Source organism: Streptomyces sp. NPDC037126 (assembly GCF_055605965.1).
In genome coordinates, this window is record NZ_JBVJTD010000042.1 from 24659 (window position 1) to 46135 (window position 21477).

The following is a 21477-nucleotide window of genomic DNA, read 5'->3' on the forward strand; positions in this document are numbered from 1 at the left end:
CTCACGATGTGACGCATGAGAACCGTATAGCAGGTCATGAATCTAGTAAATGGATGGGACTTTCACCATGAGCAGCTTCCTCCCCAACGAGGCCGATGGGCGAGGGACGGGACGGCCGCGGTGACGTGGCGGGCCATCGACGGGCCACGACGGCGGGGCGCACGGCGAGGGGCGCACGGCGAGGGTTGCGGTGGCCCGGCGTGGTCATGTCCCGGGTCGGCGGGGTCAGTGCCGTGTTTCGCGAAGTGGGGCGGCGCACCACATGACCACCGCCCCCAGCGGATGGCGTGGCCACGGGTTTTCGAGGCTAGTCCCCGAGAAGTGCGGCAGGAACGGCGCGTGGCGGATTACCTGGAACGCTCATCGTCCGTGAGCACTTCACGACAGCACGCCGCGGCCCTCGGCCGACGCGGTGGTTCAGTTGCCCGTCCCGCGGTGCGGTGCCGGGACCGCCGCGACCGTGGGGACGGGGGCTGGGCGGCGGTGGCGGGATGAGTGCTCGAGGAGGTGCCCGGGCCTGTGTTCCGGTCAAGGAGTGCGGGCGTGCACAGCTGGACGGGTTGCCCCTTGAGGGCGGCGTCGTGTAGCCGGTCCACACCTTGGTGGGCTGGTCGGCGCCGGAGGCCTGGGGGAGCCTCCGACCACTTGCAGCGACCGGAGGCCGGCGCTCTTCGGGTCCTCCTTGAACCGCCACCAAGCTCGGCGACACCTTCGCCGGCGGGCACCGGGACGCCGTACTGGCCGACGCCGGAGTGCCGGGCCTGGCCGCCGGTCTGGCCGGCGCCGCCCTCCTGTACTTCCAGCGGGCAGCGGGTGATCTCCTCGAACCGAACGAGCCTGCCCTCCCTCATACCGCGTAGCACGGGTGCCGGGACTAGGGAGCGTTCGGAAGGGCCCTCGGAGACGAGCAGGGCGTAGTTCCAGGAGTACTTGATGTGTTCCTCCGTGGTGGCGGCGCCGCCCTGCACGACGAGGGTGGAGTCGCCGCTGACGGCGGCGGCGATCAATTCCGACAGCAGGGACTTTGCGGTACCGGGCTCACCGACGAGCATCAGCCCGCGGTCGGTGGCGAGCGCGACCAAAGCCCGCTCGACGAGCGCGACATGGCCGACGAACTTGCGGCTGACCCCGCTGTCGGCGTCGCCGCAGACGAAACGGCGTGCGGCCCGCATGCTGAGGAACCAGCCGGGCGGCCGTGGCGCGTCGTCCGCGGCGCGCAGGGCGGCCAGTTCGTCTGCGTAGCGGACCTCCGCGGGCGGCCGCTGGAGGGACGTCGGCTCCGCGTCCGTGCGGCTCCCGAAGGCAGCGGTGCCGTCGGCCGGCGGCGCGTCGTCCGAGGCTGGCAGGTCGTGCTGCGGTCCCGTCATGCCGTCAGCTCCGTGAGGTCGGCCAGGGCCTCGGACAGGGCGACGGGGTCGACGTCTGCGCACTTCAGGGGGTGGTCATCGGCGGGTCTGTACTCCCCTGGACAGGCGTCGAGCCAGATCGCGGCGAGGCGCTGTTCGGGGTTCTCGCCGGGCATGCCGACGATGATCCCGGGGTCCAGTGCGATGACGAGGTGGCGGCTCTCGCCGAGGCGTCGGGAGAACCACTCCTCGACACCGGCGTCCTGCGGTTCCCCGCGCTCCCAGCCGCGCCGGGTGAGAGCGAGCAGCCGGCCCACCGGCACGGTGGCGTCCTCGAAGCGGCGCAGCCGGTGCCCGGCCGCCTCCTCGGGGGTCGTTGCGAACACCGGACGACCGAGTTGGGGGAAGGGCTGCGTGATCTCGTGGTCACCGAACACCTCCGCCCACGCGCTCAGGTCGCCGGTGCTCAGGAGGAGCGGGTGCGGGAGGCTGATCACCGCTTCCTCGGCCAGGGTGAGCAGGACGTCGTCGCGGCCGGCACAGCTGTTGTCCTCGGCGACCCGGAAGGTGACCTCCGTGTCCGGGGTGCGGGCCCGCCACAGCAGCCGCCGGGTCAGATGCCCCACCAGGGGATGTTCGACGAACAGTTTCCGGAACTCGCCGGTGGTCCACGAGCGGCCCTGGACCATCGCGGACTCCAGCCGCCGTATCTGGTCGTCGGCGACGGCTCGGACGTCCTTCTTCAGGGCGGTGAACCGCTTCCGCTCCGCGGCGGCCAGTTCCGTGCGGTCCTTCGTGCCCGGCCTGGGCAGGTCCCCGAGCAGCTTCCCGGCCTCGTCCCGGACACGGGGCTTCAGCCGCTCGTCGAATCCGACCGTGAAGCGGCGCGAACCGTAGTCGATCACGGTGGCACCGTCGGGGCCGAGTCCGAGGTCGGGCACCAGCCGGTCGCCGAGTTGGTCGGCGCTCAGTCCGAGAGCGTCCGCGATCCTTGTGATCTCCTCTTTCGCGCGTGCCCTCAGGGCCTTGAACCTCACACGCTGGGCGATGGCGTGCAGATGGAGCAGGGCGGTGTCGCTGCCGATGGCCGCCAGCACCGACAGGCCCTCGACGGCCCGTTGGTGAGCGCCCTCCCCCGGCCAGTCCCTGATCACCGGAGTCAGCCGCCGGACGGTCTCGTCGTCACCGATGACGCCGAGCTGGTGAAGCGCCCAGCCGTCCTTCGCCGGCATGCCCAGCAGTCGCCATTGCGCGAACACCTCCCAGCCGAACGCGGCCAAGGACGCCGGATCGGCGATCTCCCGCACGGTGTCCAGGCCGGGAGGGGGCGTGCCGGGCTTGGCCAGCGACAGCATCGACACAACGTGGCGCGTTGCGCCCGCGGGCAGGGCCTCACCGGTGCGCAGCCGGATCTGCGGCAGCGCCTCGGGATCGGCCCACGCACCGATGGCCGGCATCCTGACGGGGAACCGGGGTTCCGCCGAGGCCGTGAGGAAGACGTCCAGGGCGTCGGCGGCCTGCGGCCCGTACGTCTCGGCGGCCTCCAGGACGGCTGCGGGGCCGTGCGCGTCGGCTATCACGCGAAGTGCCGCCTCGGCGGCCGCGCGAGCTCTGCCCGGCTTGCCGAGGGCGTCGGGGATCAGCAGGCGGGCCGCGTCGCCGCCGTGCCGGACCAGCCACGGGCGGGCCGCGCGCTCGGCGTGCTTCGGCCGCACCGCCCAGTCCGCCACCTGCCGGGCGACCCGAACGTCCAAGTACGGCAGCAGGAGCTCGGCCGCTTCGTCGGGGCGCCGGCGGCCCACCAGCCTGAGGACCATGTGCAGAGCCACCGCTTCATGAGCCGCGGCCAGGAGCTTGAGATCGCAGGGCTGGGTGCGTGCCGGAGGGGGGCCGTCCCAGTCGGCCAGCACGGGGCGGACGAGGTGGGCAGGTCCGTGCAGGACGTGGGCGAAGAGGGCGTCGTACTGGCATCGCGTCGCCCGCTTGTCACGGTGCCGGGCGATCAGCTCATCGACGGTGTCCTGGGCGACGATGTCGTGCAGTCCCTCCTTCGTCCGGGGCGTACCCTGCGGATCCGTTCTCCAGTAGCTGTCCCAGTCGTATTGGCTGTACGGGTGTGCGCGGGCCCATGCCTCCTGCTCACCGTCCAGCCACCGCACCTCGGTCTCCGCCGGAGCGGTCAGACCCGGCACCACCGTCGGCTTGCGCATCTCGCGGCGCTGGGTCCTTCGCGGGCTGGTCAGCATGGCGGGCAGGCTGTCCGAAGCGGCTTCGGGAAGCAGTCCGTCACGCCGGGCGAGCGGACCGACCACCTCCGCCACGGACGGAGGCAGTTCGGGCAGGACGGCGAGCGTGAGGTCGCGATGCGTGGCGACGTGCCGCCGCAGGAGTGCGCCGGCCAGGTCGGCGCCGTCGCCGGAACCGCCCGCGGCCGCCGTCAGCAGCCGCAGGGCGCGGACCGGGTAGCGGTCGGCCGCCGCCAGCAGTACGGCCCGGACCTCCTTGATGCCGATCCGGCCGAGCAGCAGGCGGAAGGCGTCGTCGGAGGGCAGCTCGGCCAGCGCTCCGGCCAGGAGGGCCGTGGTGTCCTTGAGGTCGGCATGATCGTAGGCGTGTTTCAGGAGCGGCAGCATGCCGGCGCCGAACTCCGCGGCGACCGTGGCCAGGAGAGGCACGGTCCAGCCCGGCCAGCGGAGGTCGAGCCCGTCGGCCGCCAGCAGGCCGATCTGTTCCGGGGTGGTGAGAGACGCGGTGAGCAGCGCCCGCCCGTTCGTGCCGGAGGGCCGACGAGCCTCCGGTTCGGTGCAGCACTCGGTGACCCACTTGTGCTCGCCCGGCACCAGATACCCGATGCGGATACGACGGCTGGGCGTGGTGCGCAGTTCGGCGAGCGCCGAAACGGTGGCCCGGTAGTCCGCTTCGTCGGCCACCGACAGCAGGCTCCGGACGCGGTCCAGAACCATGTCCTGACCCGGCCAGCCACAACCCACCTCGTCCGGGTTCCACGTGACAGCTTGGAAGACGGTGTGTGAGTAGCCCGTACGAAGGGAGCTGCTCACCTCCGATGCCTGCACCGCGGCGCACGCCGCGAACGGCAGGCCGTGCTCGATCACCCAGGCGTCCACCGCGTCTGACTGGTACGCGACCTCACAAGAAGCAAGGACGGCGGCGCCCAAGGGGCACGGCCTGCCGTCCTGGTGGGCGCGTGCGGCGCCGACGAGGTCCGGGTCGCTGTCCCGATGGGACAGGAGCCTCTCGCGGTCGTACGCACGCCGCCCGCCCTGGGCACGGATCCTGGCGAGCGCGTCGGGGCTCGGCTCCGGGACGGGGCCAGGTGTGCCGCCGCGGCGGGGTATGTGCCGGTCTCGCCATGCCTCGGGGAGGACGAACGTGTCCTCGTCGGGGCGCGTGACCACGGGGGGGCTGCCGACCGGACCGGTGGTGTGCGCGGCGGCATCCGAACCGGCCACGTCGTCGGCGACCCCGGGACGGACCACGGCCTCGCCGACCGGACGGTACCCCTCGCGCCGCCGTGTGTCGACGGCACCGGCCAGATGGGCGGAGGCCGCGTCGGCCGTGTCGAACTCCTTCACCTGCGTCCGGCCGGCCGTGCCGACTCGTCCGAAGCGGAGTGTCACCCTCGGGCCGTCCGCGCACCCCTCCCAGAACTTCGGACGGCCCTCACCGTCGTGCTCCCAGCGCTGCACCTATCCTCCGTACGGTCGCGGTCGATGTTGCCGAGCACCGTAGACAGGAGCACCGACAACAGGGGCCGGCTCGGTGGCGAGCGGTTCGGGGAGGACGCTGGGTGGGGGCCGTGTGGCGCCTACGGCCCGGGGTTTTCGGTTCGGCAGTCGGACGCCGACAGTGTTCATCTCCCTTGCACGTTGGGGGTGGTGGCCCACCGCGCGCGAGGGTGCCCGGCGCGGGCGGCTTCGTGGCGAAGACTCTCCTTGGAGCGTCCCCTGAACGGCGAAGGGGAACGCTGGACGTGTGTCATGTCTGCGTGAGATCCCGGCGCAGGTGTGCGGCGGTGTGGGAGCCGCTGACCTTCAGGAGGTCGGCCGGGGTTCCTTCGAACAGGATCTGCCCGCCGCCGCTGCCCCCCTCGGGGCCGAGGTCGATGATCCAGTCGGCGCTCTTGACGACGTCGAGGTTGTGCTCGATGACGATGACGGTGTTGCCCTGGTCGACGAGGCGCTCGAGGATGCCGAGGAGGCGGTGGACGTCCGACATGTGAAGGCCCGTGGTGGGCTCGTCCAGGACGTAGACACTGCCCACGCGGTGCAGTTCGGCCGCGAGCTTGAGGCGCTGGCGCTCACCGCCGGACAGGGTGCTGAGCGGCTGGCCGAGGCGCAGGTAGTCCAGCCCCACCTCGTTCAGGGCGTGCAGGACCGGGCGGAGTCTGGGCTCGGTGAAGAAGTCCGCAGCCTCTGCCGTCGTCATCTCCAGTACATCGCTGATCGACCGGCCCCGCAGGCGGTGGCGCAGGACGTCGTCGCAGAAGCGGCGGCCCCGGCAGACCTCGCACACGGACTTCAGCGTGTCCAGGAACGCCAGGTCGGTGTACAGCACGCCGAGCCCCTGGCAGTTGGGGCAGGCGCCCTCGGAGTTGGCGCTGAACAGCGCGGGGCTGACGCCGTTGGCCTTGGCGAACAGTTTGCGGACCGGCTCCAGCAGACCGGTGTAGGTGGCGGTGCTGGACCGCCGTCCGGCCGTCACGGCCGACTGGTCGATCACGATCGCGTCGGGGTGCCGGCCGAGGAACTCGTCGTTGACCAGCGAGCTCTTGCCCGATCCGGCCACGCCGGTGACCACGGTCAGGACGCCGGTGGGGAAGCCGACACTCACGTCCTTCAGGTTGTGGCTCCTCGCGCCGGTGACGGTGAGCGTCCCGGTGCCGCGACGGGGCTCGGCCTTCAGCCGTAGCCGGCGCCGCAGGTGGCGTCCGGTGAGGGTGTCGGCCCCGGCGAGACCCGCGAAGCTCCCCTCGAAGACCACTTCGCCACCGAGCGTCCCGGCCTTCGGGCCCATGTCGACCACGTGGTCCGCGACGGCCATGACATCGGGATCGTGCTCGACCACGAGGACGGTGTTGCCCTTGTCCCGCAGGGCGACCAGGAGTTCGTTGAGCCGGTGCACGTCCCGGGCGTGCAGGCCGACACTCGGCTCGTCGAACACGTACAGCATCTCGGTGAGGCTGCTGGAGAGATGGCGGACCATCTTGATCCGCTGTGACTCGCCACCCGAGAGTGTGCGGGTCTCCCGGTCCAGGCTCAGGTATCCGAGGCCGATGTCGGCCAGGTGACGCAGGCGGGCGACCAGGTCGTCCAGGACCGGTTTCACATGGGGCAGGTCCAGTGCCGCCAGGACCTCCGTGAGGTGCCCGGCCTCCATCGCGGTGAGGTCCGCGATGTGGTGACCGCCGATCCGGCTCGCGAGCGCGGCCGGCCCGAGGCGGCTGCCGTCGCAGTCGGGGCAGGGGGCCGAGTGCGCGAACCGCCGGAACACCTGGCGGCTTCGCTCGGACATGTCCTCCTTCTTGACGTAGAGCCGGGTGAACTTGTCGACGAGGCCCTCGTACCGGACGTTCAATGTGTTGCCCTGCCAGACCAGGCGTTGCTTGTCCGGCAGTTCGCCGTGCAGCAGAAGCTGCCATTCCCGCTCGGTGAAGTCGCTCAGCGGCTTGTCGTTGTCGAACAGGCCGGACTCCGTGTAACTGAGCCAGTACCACCTGCCGGTGGAGAAGTCCGGGTGCAGCAGCGCACCCTGGTTGAGGGATTTCGAGCGGTCCACGAACGCGTCGAGGTCGAGGCCCACGACCGTGCCCAGGCCCTCGCAGGTGGGGCACATGCCCTGGGGGTCGTTGAAGGAGAACGTGCTCGGCGGCAGGCCGGCGGGGTCCCCGGCGCGGGAGAACAGCAGGCGCAGCAGCGGGTTGATGTCGGTGATCGTGCCCACCGTGGAGCGCGGGTTGCCGCCCAGGCGTTTCTGGTCGATGACGACCGCGGCGGAGAGGTTCTCGACGGCGTCCATGTCCGGACGGCCGTGGTCGGGCAGAAAGGTGCGGACGAAAGCGGTGAAGGTCTCGTTGAGCTGCCGCTGGGCCTCGGCCGCGATGGTGTCGAACACGAGGGACGACTTGCCCGAGCCGGAGACGCCGGTGAAGACCGTCAGCCGTTGTCTCGGGATCTCCAGCGAGACGTTCTTGAGGTTGTTCTCCCGGGCGCCGGTCACCCTGATGGCGTCGGTCGTCACATGTGCTCCTCGGTGGTGCGGGGGGGGCTCCCCCTCCAGGGGAAAAGGGGGAGCCCGGTCTCGGGTCGGTTCGGCGGGCGGCGCCCGTCAGGCGTTCTCCTTCTGGAACGTCCGCGTGCCCCACACAAGGGCGAGCACCGCCATGAGCAGCAGCACGAGGGAGCCGGTCAGCAGCCCCGTCGAGCTCATGTCGCCGCGGAAGGCGGCCCGTTCGGCGTCGACGACATGGGTCAGGGGGTTGATCCGGGCCAGGTCGTACAGCCAGCCGGGGGCCAGCTGCTCGGAGACCGGGAGCAGGACCCCGGACAGCAGGAGGAGCGGCAGCAGTACGGCGTTCATCAGCGAGGGGAACGCGGCCTCGCTCTTGAGGACCATCGCCAGCGCGTACGACCCCGAGGACAGCGTGATGGCCAGCACCGCGGCGATCGCCAGGCTGAGCAGCATGCCCGCAACGGGGGCGTCGAGGTCGAAGACGAGCAGTGTCACCAGCACGATCAGGGTGGACTGGGCGGTGGCCTGCACCGCCTGGGCCAGGACCTTGCCGAACAGGAGGGCGGCCCGGCTCGCAGCGGTGCCGCGGAAGCGGTCGACCACGCCGACCCGGTACTCGGTGAGCAGCCCCACCCCGGCGAAGGAGCCGCTGAACAGCGCGGTCTGGACGATGAGCGCCGGGGTGAGCACCTCCCAGGCACCTCCGGGCGGGAAGCCGGGGGTGTGCTCGGCCACCTTCACCATGAGCGGGCCGAAGAGGAACAGGTACAGCAGCGGCTGCATGATCCCGATGATCAGCCATGTCGGGCTGCGCAGGGAGAGTCTCATGTCCCGCAGGAAGATCAGGCCGGTGTCACGCAGCATGGGCGATCTCCATGTTCCCGGGCGCGGGTTCGCCGTCGCGCAGCGAGCGTCCGGTGAGGCTGAGGAAGACGTCGTCCAAGGTGGGCCGGTTGACCTTGACCGAGGCCATGGTGATCCCGCGGTTGTCGAGGGCGCGCAGCAGTTCCGGCAGGGCCACGTCGCCACGGGGCACCCGGAACCGCACGGTGTCGGCGGCGACGGCCACCTCGTGCGCGCCGCGCAGCCGCCCGGCGATTTCGGCCGCCTCCGGGGCCCGGTCGGTCACCTCGACGGTGATCGCGTCGCCGGCGACGCGGGCCTTGAGCTCGTCCGGGGTGCCCTCGGCGACGATCGCGCCGTGGTCGGTGACGAGGATCCGGTCGCACAGTGCGTCGGCCTCGTCGAGGTAGTGCGTGGTGAGGAAGACGGTCATGCCCTGCTCGCCTCGCATGCGGCGGACGTGGTCCCACAGGTTGGCCCGGCTCTGCGGATCCAGCCCGGTGGTGGGCTCGTCGAGGAAGACCAGTGACGGCTCGTGGACCAGTCCTAGCGCGATGTCGAGCCGGCGGCGCTGGCCGCCGGAGAGCGTCTTGGCGGGGCGCTGGTCCAGGCCGCCCAGGTCGAGCCGCTCCGCGAGCAGCGCCCCGCGCCGCCGGGCCTCGGCCCGTGACAGGCCGTACAGCCGGGCCTGCAGTTCGATCTCCTCCGCGACCCTGGACTCCGGCCAGGTGGAGCCGCCCTGGGCGACGTAGCCGATTGCGCGCCGGACGCCCTGGGGGTCCGTCAGCAGGTCGCAGCCGGCCACGGTGCCGGTGCCGCCGGTGGGGCGCAGCATGGTGGTCAGCATCCGTAAGGTGGTGGTCTTGCCGGCCCCGTTGGGGCCTAGGAACCCGACCAGTTCCCCGGCCGCGACGTCGAAGTCGATGCCTTTGACCGCGTCGACGGTGCGGCCCCTCAGGGTGAACCGGCGGGCGAGGCCTCGCACTGTGATCATGGGATCCCTCTCTCGTACCGGCTGTTGTCCGGCCGGACCGCGACGGTGCCCGGCCGGGCGGGCGGCCCCGCCGCGCCGCTGGTCAGGAGTGGTCATCGCCGGCTGACTGGCACTCGGCGAGCCGCTCCTGCGCCTCGACCATGTCCTCGGTGGTCGGGGCGTCGTCCTGGGTGAGCTTGAAGCGCCAGTAGCCGCTGAAGTCGATCGACCGCTTGGGCAGCCCCCGCTCGTCGACCAGGTGGCGCCGCAGCGACCGGACGGCGCCCGCCTCGCCGGCCAGCCAGGCGAAGGGGCGCCCGGGCGGGAACTGGGCCCCGCGGACGGCGTCGGTCAGCACGTCGCTGCGGCCCGCCGGAGTTCCGTCGCGGTGCAGCCAGTGGATGTCGACGTCACCGGCCGTCTCGAGGTTCTGCTGCTCGCCGCCGTCGGCCACCTCGATGTAGACCATGGCGCGGGCTTGCTTCGGCAGGGCCTCCAGCAGGGTGCCGATGGCGGGCAGCGCCGTCTCGTCGCCGGCGAGCAGCAGCCAGTCGGCCGCTGCGATCGAGTCGGTGAGGGAGACCGACGGGGCGTAGAGCGCCGAAGGGCCGACCATGCCGAGCCGGTCACCGGGGCGGGCGGAGCCTGCCCAGCTGGTGGCGGGGCCGGTGTCGCCGTGCAGGACGAAGTCGATCTCGACGGTCCTGGTCCCGGGAAGGCGCCGCCGGAGGGTGAAGCTGCGCATCCACGGCCGCTCGTCCTCGGGAATGGCCAAAAACGCCTGGTACCAGCTCGTCGCGTCGTCGCTCTGCTCCGGCAGGACGGGCAGTCGTTGGCCCGGGCGGGGGAAGCAGAGCTTGAGCTGCTGGTCGGGAGTCCGGCCGACGGAGTCGTCGAGGTGGTCGGCCTCGAACGTCACGCGGGCCATCCGCGGTGTGATGCGCGTGATGTCGGTGACCTGGATGAACGTGACGGGGAGCTCTGCCATCGAAAACCTTCCGTGAACGTAGGACACCCCGGGGCGGGCCGATGCCCACCTGATATCCTTACGCCGTAAAGAGATGCATCGGTGAGGTTACTTTATGCAGTAAGGAGTTGCAAGGTGGTTGTTTTTGCCGGTCAAGGCGACGCCCGCCGTTCCATGGCTCTGCTCTGGCGCCCGGCCGAATCCGGGGGCGGGAGAACCGGCCCCGGCCCCAAGCCGGGACTCGACGTCGACACGATCGTGGCCGCGGGTGTCACGGTGGCGGACGAACAGGGAATGGGGGCCCTGTCGATGCGGGCGGTCGGCACCCAGCTCGGGCGGACCGCCATGGCGCTCTACACGTACGTGCCGAGCAAGAGCGAGCTGGTCGACCTCATGCACGACCGGGTGCTCGCCGAACTGCCCACCGAGTACGACACCGGCGCGGGATGGCGCCCGGCGATCACGGCCTGGGCCGACGACGCCTGGTCGTTCTACCTGCGCCACCCGTGGGTACTGCAGATCTCCCAGGCCAGGCCCGTACTCGGACCCAGCGAGTACGCGCAACTGGACACGGTGGTGCGGATCCTGGGCGGAATCGGCCCGGACCCGTTGCACACCAGACGCGTCATCGCCGTATTGTTCCAGTTCGTGCGGGGTATGGCCCGGGTCGCCGCGGAGCACCGGCAGGCGGCGCCGGAGACCGGGGTGTCCGACGAGGAGTGGTGGGCGGAGCGGTCCGCGCTGCTCGCGGAGGTGGCACCTGACTTCGCCGAACGCTTCCCCGCCCTGGCGGCACTGGAGTCGAGCGCGACCCGCGCCGCCGCGACCGAGGCGAGCGACGCCGCGTCGTACATGGAGCGTGAGGCGAAGGAGGCGTTCCGGATCGGCCTGGAAGTGATCCTCGACGGCATCGAGGCGGTGGCGCGCACGGACGCCGGCGACGCGGAGCACACCTCCGCCCGCACGTCCTGACGGGCCCTGACGGGGAGGCACAGCACGGGACCCGAAAGCACTGTGACCAGGAGTCGGTCATCCTGGAAATCGAGCGCATCCCAATCGGTCATATGTCGGCCGGAAATGCTCATTGACGTTTTCTCGGGCGGTGATTTACCGTTTTTTCACCATGCACCCTTGGTCGCTCAAGGGTGCGACACGGGTGCGAGATGCGTCAGTGCCTCGATTCCAGGAGAAGCCGGTGCAGCAAATCGCCAGGTGCGACCAGAATGACCGCCCATTACCCGTCGGCCGCCAAGCGGGCGATGCCGCCCGTCCCCGCAGGCCGGGCGGGCAGGGAAGAATCCTGACCACCCGGGTCGGCCTGAAGATCCCCGCCCCGCTCTCGTACGACCGGTGGGAGAAGGCCGGACAGCACCTCTTCCAGATCGCCGACTCCTCCGCCTGGTGCCTGGGCGACTGGCTCGTCTACGGCCAGGACCGCTACGCCGACCGCTACCAGACCGGCGTCCAGGCCGCCGGGCTCGACTACCAGACCCTGCGCAACTACGCATGGGTGGCACGGCACTTCGAGCTGTGGCGCCGGCGCGAGACGCTGAGCTTCGGCCACCACGCCGAGGTCGCCTCGCTGCCGCCCGCGGAGGCCGACACCTGGCTCGACCGGGCGGAGCAGCACGGCTGGTCCAGGAACCAGCTGCGAGCGCAGCTCCGGGAGAACCGCAGGGGGAACCGGACGACCGCGCCCGCGCGGGCCAGTCTCCCCCGGATCAGCGCCCCCTGCGACCGGGTGGAGCGCTGGCGCGAGGCCGCGTCGAGAGGGGACCGGGACTTCGAGGAATGGATACTCCTGACCCTCGACCGCGCCGCCGCGCACGAGCTCGGTCACTGACGGCCCCGCCCGCCCGACCACCGGAGACGGCCTCACATGCAGATCCGCATCGACCACCACACATGTATCGGGTCCGGGCAGTGCGCCCTGACGGCACCCGCCGTGTTCACCCAGGACGACGACGGGTACGCCGCGCTCGTACCCGGAGGGACCGAGGCGGCGCCGCCGCGGCAGGTGACGGAGGCCGCGCTCTCCTGTCCCGTACAGGCCATCGCCGTGGCGGACGACCCGCGCGACTGACCGGCCGACGACAGGCCGAGGGGCTCCACGGACGGACCGTGGAGCCCCTCGGTGCCGCGGTCGCCGTCACGGCCGTAGCCGCAGGCGCAGCGAGTCCAGCCGCCAGCTGCCGGGGAGCCGGGCGCGGTTCAGCTCGGGATCGCCGTCCGCCAGTGAGACGTCCGGGTAGTGCGCCAGCAGCCGGGCGAGGGCCACCTCGCCCTCCTGCCGGGCCAGCGTGGCGCCCAGGCAGTAGTGGATGCCGTGACCGAAGCCGACGTGGTTCTCGGCCTGCCCGTCCTCGTGTCGCGTGATGTCCAGCCGGTCCGGATCGGTGTAGTGCCGCGGGTCGAAGTTGGCCGACACCAGCACCGGTTGGACCGCGTCGCCGCGGGAGACGTGCGTGCCGGCGAGTTCCAGGTCCTCGGTGGCGTAGCGCAGCCGCGCCACGTGCACCGAGCCGCACCAGCGCATCAGCTCGTGCACGGCGCGCGACAGCAGCGCCGGGTCCCTGCGCAGCAGCGCCAGCTGATCGGGGTGGGTGAGCAGCGCGGCGGTTCCGTTGCCGATCAGGTGCGCGCTCGTCTCATGGCCGGCCAGGACCAGGGTGACCACCATGGTGACCATCTCCGTGTCGCTGAGCCGCCCGCCGTCGTCGTCCTGTGCCCGGATCAGCTCGCTCAGCAGATCGTTGCCGAGCGCGGCACGGCGCCGTTCGACCAGTTCGTGGCAGTAGCCGATCATCACGGGGAAGGAGTGCTGCAGCCGTTCGGGCCGCATCGACACCAGGTCGCCGCCCCACTCGCGCCACTGCTCGAGGTCGGCCGCCGGGATCCCGACCAGCTCGCAGATCACCGTGATCGACAGTGGATAGGCGAAGTGGCCCAGCAGGTCGACCGCCCCGTCCTCCTCCCGGTGCGGCAGCCCGGCCAGCAGCCGGTCGGCGATCCGCTCTATGTCGGCACGCAGATCGAGGATGCGCCGGGCGGCGAACGCCCGGGTCACCAGGCGGCGCAGCCTCGGATGGTCCGGCGGGTCGCTGTCCAGGACGGAGCCGAGCAGGTAGACCCGCAGGTGTTCGGGGACCTTGAGCAACTCCATCATGCCCTCGCGCGGATCCGCTCCCGCTTCGCCGGGCACATGAGAGGGGGTGTTGACGAACCGGGGGTCGCGCAGCACCGCGCGGACGTCGTCGTAGCGGGTCACGAACCACACCGGAGTGCCGTCGACGAACCGGCCGCGGACGACCGGGGCCTGCTCGCGCAGCCGGCCGTAACCGCCGAAGGGGTCCGCGAGCAGATCCGGGTCCATCATGTGCCGGCCGGTGGGGCACACCGCTCCCCCGCGGGCCGGCCGGGCGTCCTGGGACGTGTGGGACATGGTCGGCTCCGGTTCTCGCTGGGACGTCACTTGACCGCGCTGATCACGCCGTGCGGCGTCCACCGGCCGCCGGGCAGCCGTTCGGACTTCACGAACCCGGCGGCGGCCAGCCACTCCTCGTACTGGCCCCACCGGTAGATCGTGCTGCTCGCGGCGGGCAGCGTCGCGAAGTACACGTTGTCGAGGGCCGCGTAGAGAGGGCCGTCGCCGCTGTCGTCGGACATGGCGTTGAACACCAGGACCCGCCCGCCGTCCGCCAGGGCCTCGTGTGCCCTGCGCAGAAGCCGCACGTTCTCCTGCGGTGACCAGATCACCAGCTGGTTGGCGAAGAGCACGCAGTCGTGTCCGGTCGGATAGGGGTCGGCGAAGATGTCCGCCGCGCGGACGGAGATCCGGTCGGCCAGGCCGTGCTCGGCGACCTTGCGACGGGCGATCTCCACCGTGCCGGGGAGGTCGAGGACGGTGAACTCCACACCAGGGTTGGCCTCGGCGAGGGCGATGGCGTTGACGCCGTCGCCACCGCCCACGTCGAGCACCCGGCGCACCCCGGTCAGGTCCGCCTTCTCGACCAGCACGGGATTCGACAGCCGGGACCAGGACCGCATACAGCGGTAGAACAGCTCCTCGAGGTCGGGATCCGCGGACAGCCGGTGGTACAGGTCCTCGCCGGTGCCCTTGATCCGTCGCAGGCCGACGTTGGTGTTCTCGCGCAGCGACCGGGTGAAGTCCACCTCGGCGGGCCGGACGATGCGCTCCTCGTACTCGATCAGGTCGTCGATGATGTCCCAGGTCCCGTCCGACAACAGGCCGTTCAGCAGGTCGGCGTTCTCGTAGCCGTCACCCTGGCGGACCGTCAGTCCCAGAGCGGTGGTGCCGAGGAGCAGGATCTGCACCGGGCGTGGCTCCAGGGCGAGTTCCCTGCCGATCTCCTGCGGGGTCAGGCCCGGTCGCCGGTGCAGCAGGGTGAACAGGCCCAGGTTGCGGCCCGCGTTGAGCATCTGGAACGCCGAGGAGCCGAACAGGATCTGTACCAGTCCGTCGGTGGTGAGCGGGGATCGGTGTGCCATGAGAACTCCGTAACGGCTGGGCTGGCGGGGTCTTCGGGTGGGCCGGGCCCGGCGGTTCAGGTGCTGCGGGCCGGATGGGCAGGGCGTTTCAGGTGATCCGGGCCGGGCCTGCGGCCGGCTGGTCAGGTGATCCGGGCCGGGTGGGCGGGCCGGGAGGCGTAGGTGCGCTCGGCCGCGACCTCCCGGATGCGGGCCAGCGCGTCCCAGAGCTCGGTGTACCGGGTGTAGAGCGGGGACGGGCCGATCCGGAGCCGGTCCGGGACCCGGTGGTCGCAGACGACCTTCGCGTCCGCGGCCAGCGCCTGGCAGATCCGCCAGGCGTCGGGGTGGTACAGCGACAGGTGCGAACCGCGCCGCTCCGGCGGACGGGGCGAGGCCGGCCGGAAGCCCAGCGGAGTGAGCCAGGCGTCCGTCAGGTCGTCGGCCAGCCGGCCCAACCGCAACCCCTTCGCCCGGATCCGCGCCACGCCGGCCTCCTCGACCAGGGTGAGGGCCGGATCGATCGCCGCCAGCGACAGCAGCGGCGGCGTGCTCACCAGGAATCTCTCGATGCCCGGCACCGGGTCGTAGTCGGGACCCATCCGGAACTGCTCCCGCTGCCCGAACCAGCCCCACACCGGCTGTCGCAGCCGGGACTGCAGTTCGCGGCGCACATAGAGGAAGGCGGGCGAACCCGGGCCGCCGTTCAGGTACTTGTACGTGCACCCGACGGCCAGCTCCGCGCCCGCCGCGGCCAGGTCGACGGGGACGGCTCCGGCGGCGTGCGACAGGTCCCACAGGACCCGCGCGCCGACCGAGCGGGCCAGTTCGTTCACCTCCGCCATGTCCAGCAACGCGCCGCTGCGGTAGGACACCAGTGACAGCACCACCAGCGCGACGTCCCGGTCGAGGGCGGAGCGCAGCAGGCCGGGGTCGAGGCCGCCGTCGAGACCGGAGGCGAGGCGGCGCAGCCGCAGCCCGCGCTGTTCGGCGAGGCCCTCCAGGACGTACCGGTTGGTCGGGAAGTCCTCGGCGTCCACCAGGACGGTGCCGCGCCCCGGAGCCGCGTCCAGGGCGGCGCCGGCCAGCTTGTACAGGTTGACCGACGTCGAGTCGGAGACCACCACCTCGCCGGGCCGGGCGCCGAGTACGTGCTCGGCGAGGCGGTCGCCGAGCCGGGCTCCCCAGTCGATCCAGTCCCGCCACGACCGCACCAGCCCCCCGCCCCAGCCCTCCTCGACCACGCCGCGCAGCATGTCCGGGGTGGCCGCGGGCAGCCGGCCCAGCGAGTTGCCGTCCAGATAGATCAGCTCCGGATCGGTGATGACGAACCGCTCCCGGAACGCGGCCAGCGGATCGGCGGCGTCCAGTTCCTCGGCGACCGTGCGCGGGACCCCTCCCACCACCGGCCCTCCCTCCCTCTCGTGTCGTCTGCGTCCGGTCAGAGCGTGGAGCGCACGGACCACAGCTCCGGAAAGAAGCGGTGCTCGCTGATCCGGGCGAGCCAGGCCACGCCCTCGGTGCCGCCGGTGCCCGCCTTGGCGCCCAGCATCCGCTGCACGGTCACCAGATGGGTGTAGCGCCAGCGGGCGAACTGCTCCGCGGTGTCCATCAGTGCCTCGGCCAGCAGATGCAGTTCGTGGTGGCGGACGGGATCCCGGTAGACCGCCCGCCACGCCTCCTCGACCTCCGCGCCGACGCGGTACGGCCGGGTGGTGTCCCGGTCCGGGGAGTCGTCCGGCGTGAGCAGGCCGCGGCGGGCCAGCAGCGCGAGCGCGGCGTCGTACAGGCTCGGCTCGTGCAGCTGGCCGACCACCGCGTCGTGGCCGGCGGTGCCCCGGTGGGGCTCGGTCATCGCAGGGTTCTTGTTGCCGAGCAGGAACTCCAGCCGCCGGTAGCCCGCCGACTGGAAACCCGAGGCCGACCCCAGGACGTCCCGGAACTCGGCGAACTCCACGGGCGACAGCGCGGAGAACGTGTCCCACGATGCCAGCAGGACCTGCTGCACCCGCGCGACGCGGCGCAGCGTCCACAGTGCGTCGCCGAGCCGGTCCTCGTCCAGTTGGTCGCGGGTCGAGGCGAGTTCGGTGTGCAGCAGCTTGAACAGCAGCTCCTTGACCTGGCTCATGATGATGAACCCCGGCTCGGTCCGCGCCGGGCTGAGCGGATGCTGCAGGGCCAGCAACTCGTCCATGCGCGCGTAGTGCGCGTACGGCGTGGTGCCCGGCGAAGTCGCGGACATCGGACATCCCGGGCTCGGTGCGAAACGCCGGGCGGTCGGTTCGGTGGTCATGTGCTCCTTCCTCCCAGTCCCATCTGCGCGAGGACCGCGTCACCCAGCCGGGCGCCCCGCACGCTCAGGTCGTAGGGCAGGTCGAAGTGGTCGCGCCGCTCCGCGACGACCTCCGTCACCGCCGTCCGGGAGCGCAGCGCCGTGACCATCCGGCCGTGCTGGCGGGCGTATTCCTCGGTCTCGTTTCCGCCGCGGGCGACCACCACCTCGGGCAGCCGTGCCGGCAGCTGGTGGAGCGGGCTGTTGCGGCGCGCCGCGACCTCGTCGAGCCGCAGCGCTTCGTTGATGTACGACAGCCGCACCGGCTCCAGGTCGTACATGCCGCTGAGCAGCACCGCCCCGGCGATCCGGCCGGACACGTCCGGGCCGTCCGGCGGATCGGGCAGCAGGGCCATGGCGGCCAGATGTGCGCCGGCCGAGGTGCCGCACAGATGGAGCCGGTGCGGGGCGAACCCGAGCCGGTCCGCGTGCCGCAGCAGCCAGTCCACGGCCCGCCGGACCATGCCCGCCATGGCGTCCAGTGGGACATCCGGTGCCAGCCCGTAGCCGATCACCGCGACCGCCCCGCCGGCGGCCAGCAGGGGCGGCACCCAGAAGGCCGATTCGGCCCTCCCGAGCGCCTGCCAGTTCCCGCCGTGCACGAACACCAGCAGCGGGGCACGCCCGGGGGCGGTGCCGGGGAAGTAGTCAAGCTTCTCCGCCGGGTGCGGGCCGTAGGCCAGACCCGTCCGCACCGGGTGGAGCCGTCGGGCCGCCTCGCTCAGCCGCTCGTACTGACGCAGGTAGGCGTCCAGGCTCCGCACGCGGGAACTCGGCGAGTACTGCCGGTCCAGCGTGGCCTGATCCATTCCCCGGTACACGGCGGCACCCGTCACCGCGCGCCCCAGGACCGCAGTTCGTCACGCATCCCCGCGGCTCCCCGGTCGGTGGGCGGCACGCGCCCGTTCGTACACCTCGGTGAGCACCGGGTCGATGCCGTGCGCCGAGTCGCGGTAGCGGGCCCCGAAGCGGCTCGCGTACTCCTCGAACCACTCGGGCCGGTCCGCCAGGAACAGCACGTCGTGGATCGCCATCGACCGCACCGCCATCATCGGCACCGGGGCGCGGCTCACCTCGAAGTCCGGGTTGCGGGCGGCCTTCTCCCTGCACCGCTCGTGGAACTGGGCGATCATCAGCCCGCGCCGTACGCTCTCCGGCTTGAGCGCGGTGTGCGCCGCGTCCAGCAGGTGCAGGTGCTCGGCCGGCAGGTCCGGCAGGACGAGCAGCAGCGAGCGCAGGTTCGGGTTGCCGGCCTTCCAGTCGACCTCGCTGAACTCGTCGAGCCCACAGCGCACGATCTCGTCGATGAGGGCCTGGCTCGGGGTGGGGCCGACCAGCCTGAACCGGATCTCCAGCGCACCGACGCGCTGGGCCGGTGCGACGAACGGGCACACCGGCCCGGGGCGTCCGAGTTCGCCGTGCGGTTGGCGGATGTAGTCGCTCAGCCAGCCGTCCACGGCTGTCACGGCCTTGGCCAGGTCGACGTGGAGCACGTCGGTCAGCATCGTTAGTCAGTCCTCGTGGGTCGGTCCTCGCAGGAAGCGGACGGTGAGTGCCTGATGAGCGGCCCGCGAAGGTCACTCGTCACCGGTGAGTTCGTGGAGCCTGGCCGAGAGGATCCGGCCGATCCCGGCCAGCGTGTCCGGGCGGGTCAGCATCGACCCGTGCTCGCCGGCCACCACATGGGCCTCGACGGTGCCGCGGACGTACGGCTGCCAGGCCGCGGCGGTGACGGGCGGGTCCTGTTGCTCCGAGCAGGCGATCAGCAGCAGGTCACCCTCGATCGGGCCGGGCCGGTAGTCGACGGTCAGGTGGGTGTTGTTCGCCGAGATCTCGGTGATCGTCGTGAGCCGGTCCTCCTCCAGGTTGGCCAGCACACTGCCCTGGCGGCGCAGGATCTCCCGGGCCTTGGCGAAGGTCATCTCCTCCTCGTCGTGCCCGTGGCCGTCGTCGACGAGACCCACGTGGTACAGCAGCATGACCCGGTCGTCGGGGGCCGGTACGTCGGCGTGGGTCAGCCCCTGCCAGTCCGGGATCACGTCGAGCACGGCGACCAGCGCCACCGGTTCGCCGCGCCGCTGGAACTCCGCGGCCAGCGCGTGCGCGCACAACCCGCCGAACGACCATCCGGCCAGGTGGTACGGGCCGTGCGGCTGCACCGTCTGGATCTGGTCGGCGTAGTCCACCGCCATCTCCTCCATGCTGCCCGGCCGGGGCTCCGGACGGGCGAGGCTGCGCGCCTGGATCGCGTACAGCGGGTACTGCGGCCCCAGGTGCTTGATGAGCGCGCTGTACGACCAGCCGATGCCTCCGCCCGGATGGATGCAGAACAGCGGCGGCCTGCTGCTCCCGGTCCGCAGCGGCAGCACCACCTCGTACGAGCCGTCCGCGTCGTCGACGTCGAGCCGCGCCGCGATCCCGGCCGGGGTCGGCGCCTCGAAGAGGCTTCGCACCCCCAGTTCGACGCCGAAGGCAGCGCGGAGCCGGGCCATCAGCCGGGTGGCCAGCAGGGAGTGCCCGCCCAGGTCGAAGAAGTCCTCGGCCACACCGACCACCGGCCGGCCCAGCACCTCCGCGAACAGCTCGCACACGACCTGCTCCTGCGGCGTGGCGGGCGCCCGGCCGATGTCGGCGCGTGCGAGGTCGAACGCGGGCAGCGCGGCACGGTCGAGCTTGCCGTTGGCGGTGAGCGGAAGCCGGTCGAGCGGAACGACGGCTGCGGGGCGCATGTAGTCGGGCAGGTGGCGGCGCAGGTGCTCACGCACGGCGGTGAGCAGGGCGCCGGTGCTCCGGCCGGTGGCCGGGCTGGTGGTCCAGGAGGACAGCGGGACGTCGGGTCCCGCGGCGTCCGCGGGCGCGTAGGTACCGACGGGAACACCGTCTTCGAGCAGTTCGCGCCTGACGTAGGTGACGTCGAGGGCGGCCGGGTCGTGCGCGCTCCAGCTGATCGCGGTCCAGTAGCCGTGCTCCTCGCCGAGCCGGTGGAAGTCCTCCGGATCGGCACCGGGCGGGAGCGGAGCGACCGGTGCCGTCCCGGACTCGAGCGCGCGCTGTACGGCGAGATCCCCTGCGACGCGGGCGTGGGGAACACCGGTCACCCGCAGCCGGCCGGGCCGCGCCGTGCGCAGATGATCGGCGAGGGCGCCCAGGTCCCGGGTCCAGGGCCGGGTGGGGGTGTGGGTGAGGGGCTGGGGGGTGATGCCGTCCTTGTAGAGGGTGGCGTCGTAGCGATAGCGGGTCAGTTCGTTGTGGGCGGTGCCGCGCTTGAGCTGGATGTCGGTGCCCGCGAGGCCGGGTATGTGGTGGGCGAGTGCGGTGAAGTACTCGGGGTCGACGAGGAGTTCCTTCTCCAGGACGAGGCTCTGCTCCACGGCACGCCGGATCGCGGCCGTGTCCGCCGGGTCGACGGCACGCGCGGTGTGCACACCGGCGGCGAAGGTGCGCAGCAGCCGCGGATTGCGGACGTCACCGACGAACAGCGCCCCACCAGGCGAGAGCAGAGCGAAGGCCCGCTCGACGACCTGCGTCAGATAGCCGGCGTTCGGGAAGTACTGGGCCACCGAGTTGAGTACCACCGTGTCGAAACGGCCCTGCGGAAGACCGCCGAAATCGTGGGCGGCCTGCACACGGAGCCTGACTCGCCGGGCCAGCTCGGGATCGGCCTCGACATGGCGCCGCAACTCCTCCACGACGACCGGCGACAGGTCCGTGCCCCAGTACTCCTCGCACTCCCGCGCCACCCCGGCCAGGAGCAGACCCGTACCCACCCCGATCTCCAGCACCCGACGCGGCCGCAACGCCCTGATCCGCTCCAGCGTGGCCTGACGCCACTCCCGCATCTCGGACAACGGAATCGGCTCACCGTCGTAACTGCTGTTCCAGCCCGAGAAGTCCGCACCGAACTCGGACCCGGGCGCGGAGTACAGCGAGTCGTACAGGTCCTGCCACTCGCCGACCTGGCTCCGCTCCTCCTCGTCCCCCGCCGGTGCGGGGGCCTCGGCGACGACGTAGGCGACGAGGCGCGCGTCACCGGGCTGGTCGTGGTGTGCGACGACGGCGGCTTCGGCGATGTCGGGATGACCGGTGAGGACGTTCTCGATCTCCGCGGGTTCGATCCTGAAGCCGCGGATCTTGACCTGGTGGTCGGCCCGGCCGACGAACTCCAGCTCACCGTCCCGGTTCCAGCGCACCAGGTCACCGGTGCGGTACATACGGCCCCCGGGCTCGACGGCGTACGGGTCCGCCACGAAGCGTTCGGCCGTCAGGGCGGGCCTGCCCA

At 71.7% G+C, this 21477-nt stretch carries 16 protein-coding genes; 3 read left to right on the plus strand and 13 right to left on the minus strand.

The features are described 5' to 3' along the window. Positions 1 to 347: 347 nt before the first annotated feature. The 6 genes from ACZ7FF_RS42400 to ACZ7FF_RS42425 all read right to left on the minus strand — a co-directional run bounded on the left by ACZ7FF_RS42400 (position 348) and on the right by ACZ7FF_RS42425 (position 10399). Complete coding sequence (locus ACZ7FF_RS42400; RefSeq protein ID WP_470819770.1) at positions 348 to 1367, minus strand: AAA family ATPase; 1020 nt, start codon at positions 1365 to 1367, stop codon at positions 348 to 350. After that, positions 1364 to 5053: a WGR and DUF4132 domain-containing protein gene (locus ACZ7FF_RS42405; protein ID WP_470819772.1), complete on the minus strand. Its 3690-nt coding sequence runs from the start codon at positions 5051 to 5053 to the stop codon at positions 1364 to 1366. The genes ACZ7FF_RS42400 and ACZ7FF_RS42405 overlap by 4 nt, the downstream gene beginning before the upstream one ends. A 289-nt stretch (positions 5054 to 5342) precedes the next feature. Then, positions 5343 to 7604 carry an ATP-binding cassette domain-containing protein gene (locus ACZ7FF_RS42410; RefSeq protein WP_470819773.1) on the minus strand — a complete coding sequence of 754 codons (2262 nt, stop codon included), beginning with the start codon at positions 7602 to 7604 and terminating at the stop codon, positions 5343 to 5345. A gap of 87 nt (positions 7605 to 7691) precedes the next feature. Then, on the minus strand, positions 7692 to 8459 hold the full coding sequence (locus ACZ7FF_RS42415; RefSeq protein ID WP_470819775.1) for an ABC transporter permease: 768 nt from the start codon (positions 8457 to 8459) through the stop codon (positions 7692 to 7694). Then, positions 8449 to 9432 (minus strand): ATP-binding cassette domain-containing protein, encoded by a 984-nt coding sequence (locus ACZ7FF_RS42420; RefSeq protein ID WP_470819776.1) that lies wholly within the window; start codon positions 9430 to 9432, stop codon positions 8449 to 8451. Before ACZ7FF_RS42420 ends, ACZ7FF_RS42415 begins: the two co-directional genes overlap by 11 nt. A gap of 82 nt (positions 9433 to 9514) precedes the next feature. Next, positions 9515 to 10399 (minus strand): siderophore-interacting protein, encoded by an 885-nt coding sequence (locus tag ACZ7FF_RS42425; protein ID WP_470819777.1) that lies wholly within the window; start codon positions 10397 to 10399, stop codon positions 9515 to 9517. A 114-nt stretch (positions 10400 to 10513) separates the two neighbouring features. On the opposite strand from ACZ7FF_RS42425, the gene ACZ7FF_RS42430 reads away from it, so the two are divergent. From ACZ7FF_RS42430 to ACZ7FF_RS42440, 3 genes are all read left to right on the plus strand, one after another. Then, on the plus strand, positions 10514 to 11350 hold the full coding sequence (locus ACZ7FF_RS42430) for a TetR/AcrR family transcriptional regulator C-terminal domain-containing protein (protein WP_470819779.1): 837 nt from the start codon (positions 10514 to 10516) through the stop codon (positions 11348 to 11350). 223 nt (positions 11351 to 11573) lie between these two features. Continuing rightward, positions 11574 to 12221 carry an LmbU family transcriptional regulator gene (locus ACZ7FF_RS42435; protein ID WP_470819780.1) on the plus strand — a complete coding sequence of 216 codons (648 nt, stop codon included), beginning with the start codon at positions 11574 to 11576 and terminating at the stop codon, positions 12219 to 12221. 36 nt (positions 12222 to 12257) lie between these two features. Next, the gene (locus tag ACZ7FF_RS42440; RefSeq protein ID WP_470819782.1) at positions 12258 to 12461 is read left to right on the plus strand and encodes a ferredoxin; all 204 of its coding nucleotides are present in this window, start codon (positions 12258 to 12260) and stop codon (positions 12459 to 12461) included. A 66-nt stretch (positions 12462 to 12527) separates the two neighbouring features. Here the strand turns inward: ACZ7FF_RS42440 and ACZ7FF_RS42445 are convergent, their stop codons facing one another. The 7 genes from ACZ7FF_RS42445 to ACZ7FF_RS42475 form a co-directional block, all read right to left on the minus strand. Continuing rightward, positions 12528 to 13820, minus strand: a complete 1293-nt coding sequence (locus tag ACZ7FF_RS42445; protein WP_470819783.1) for a cytochrome P450 family protein — start codon at positions 13818 to 13820, stop codon at positions 12528 to 12530. Between the two features lie 26 nt (positions 13821 to 13846). After that, on the minus strand, positions 13847 to 14887 hold the full coding sequence (locus ACZ7FF_RS42450; RefSeq protein WP_470819784.1) for a methyltransferase: 1041 nt from the start codon (positions 14885 to 14887) through the stop codon (positions 13847 to 13849). A gap of 122 nt (positions 14888 to 15009) precedes the next feature. After that, a complete protein-coding gene (locus ACZ7FF_RS42455) occupies positions 15010 to 16272 on the minus strand; it encodes a kynureninase (protein ID WP_470819786.1) in 1263 nt (420 codons plus the stop codon). Between the two features lie 35 nt (positions 16273 to 16307). Next, positions 16308 to 17108 (minus strand): tryptophan 2,3-dioxygenase, encoded by an 801-nt coding sequence (locus ACZ7FF_RS42460; protein ID WP_470819788.1) that lies wholly within the window; start codon positions 17106 to 17108, stop codon positions 16308 to 16310. A 47-nt stretch (positions 17109 to 17155) separates the two neighbouring features. Then, on the minus strand, positions 17156 to 18019 hold the full coding sequence (locus ACZ7FF_RS42465) for an alpha/beta hydrolase (protein ID WP_470819789.1): 864 nt from the start codon (positions 18017 to 18019) through the stop codon (positions 17156 to 17158). A gap of 39 nt (positions 18020 to 18058) precedes the next feature. Beyond that, complete coding sequence (locus ACZ7FF_RS42470) at positions 18059 to 18703, minus strand: DUF6875 domain-containing protein (RefSeq protein ID WP_470819791.1); 645 nt, start codon at positions 18701 to 18703, stop codon at positions 18059 to 18061. Positions 18704 to 18775: 72 nt separating this feature from the next. Next, positions 18776 to 21477, minus strand: a 2702-nt coding sequence (locus ACZ7FF_RS42475) for a thioesterase domain-containing protein (RefSeq protein ID WP_470819792.1), incomplete at its 5' end; no start/stop codon positions are given.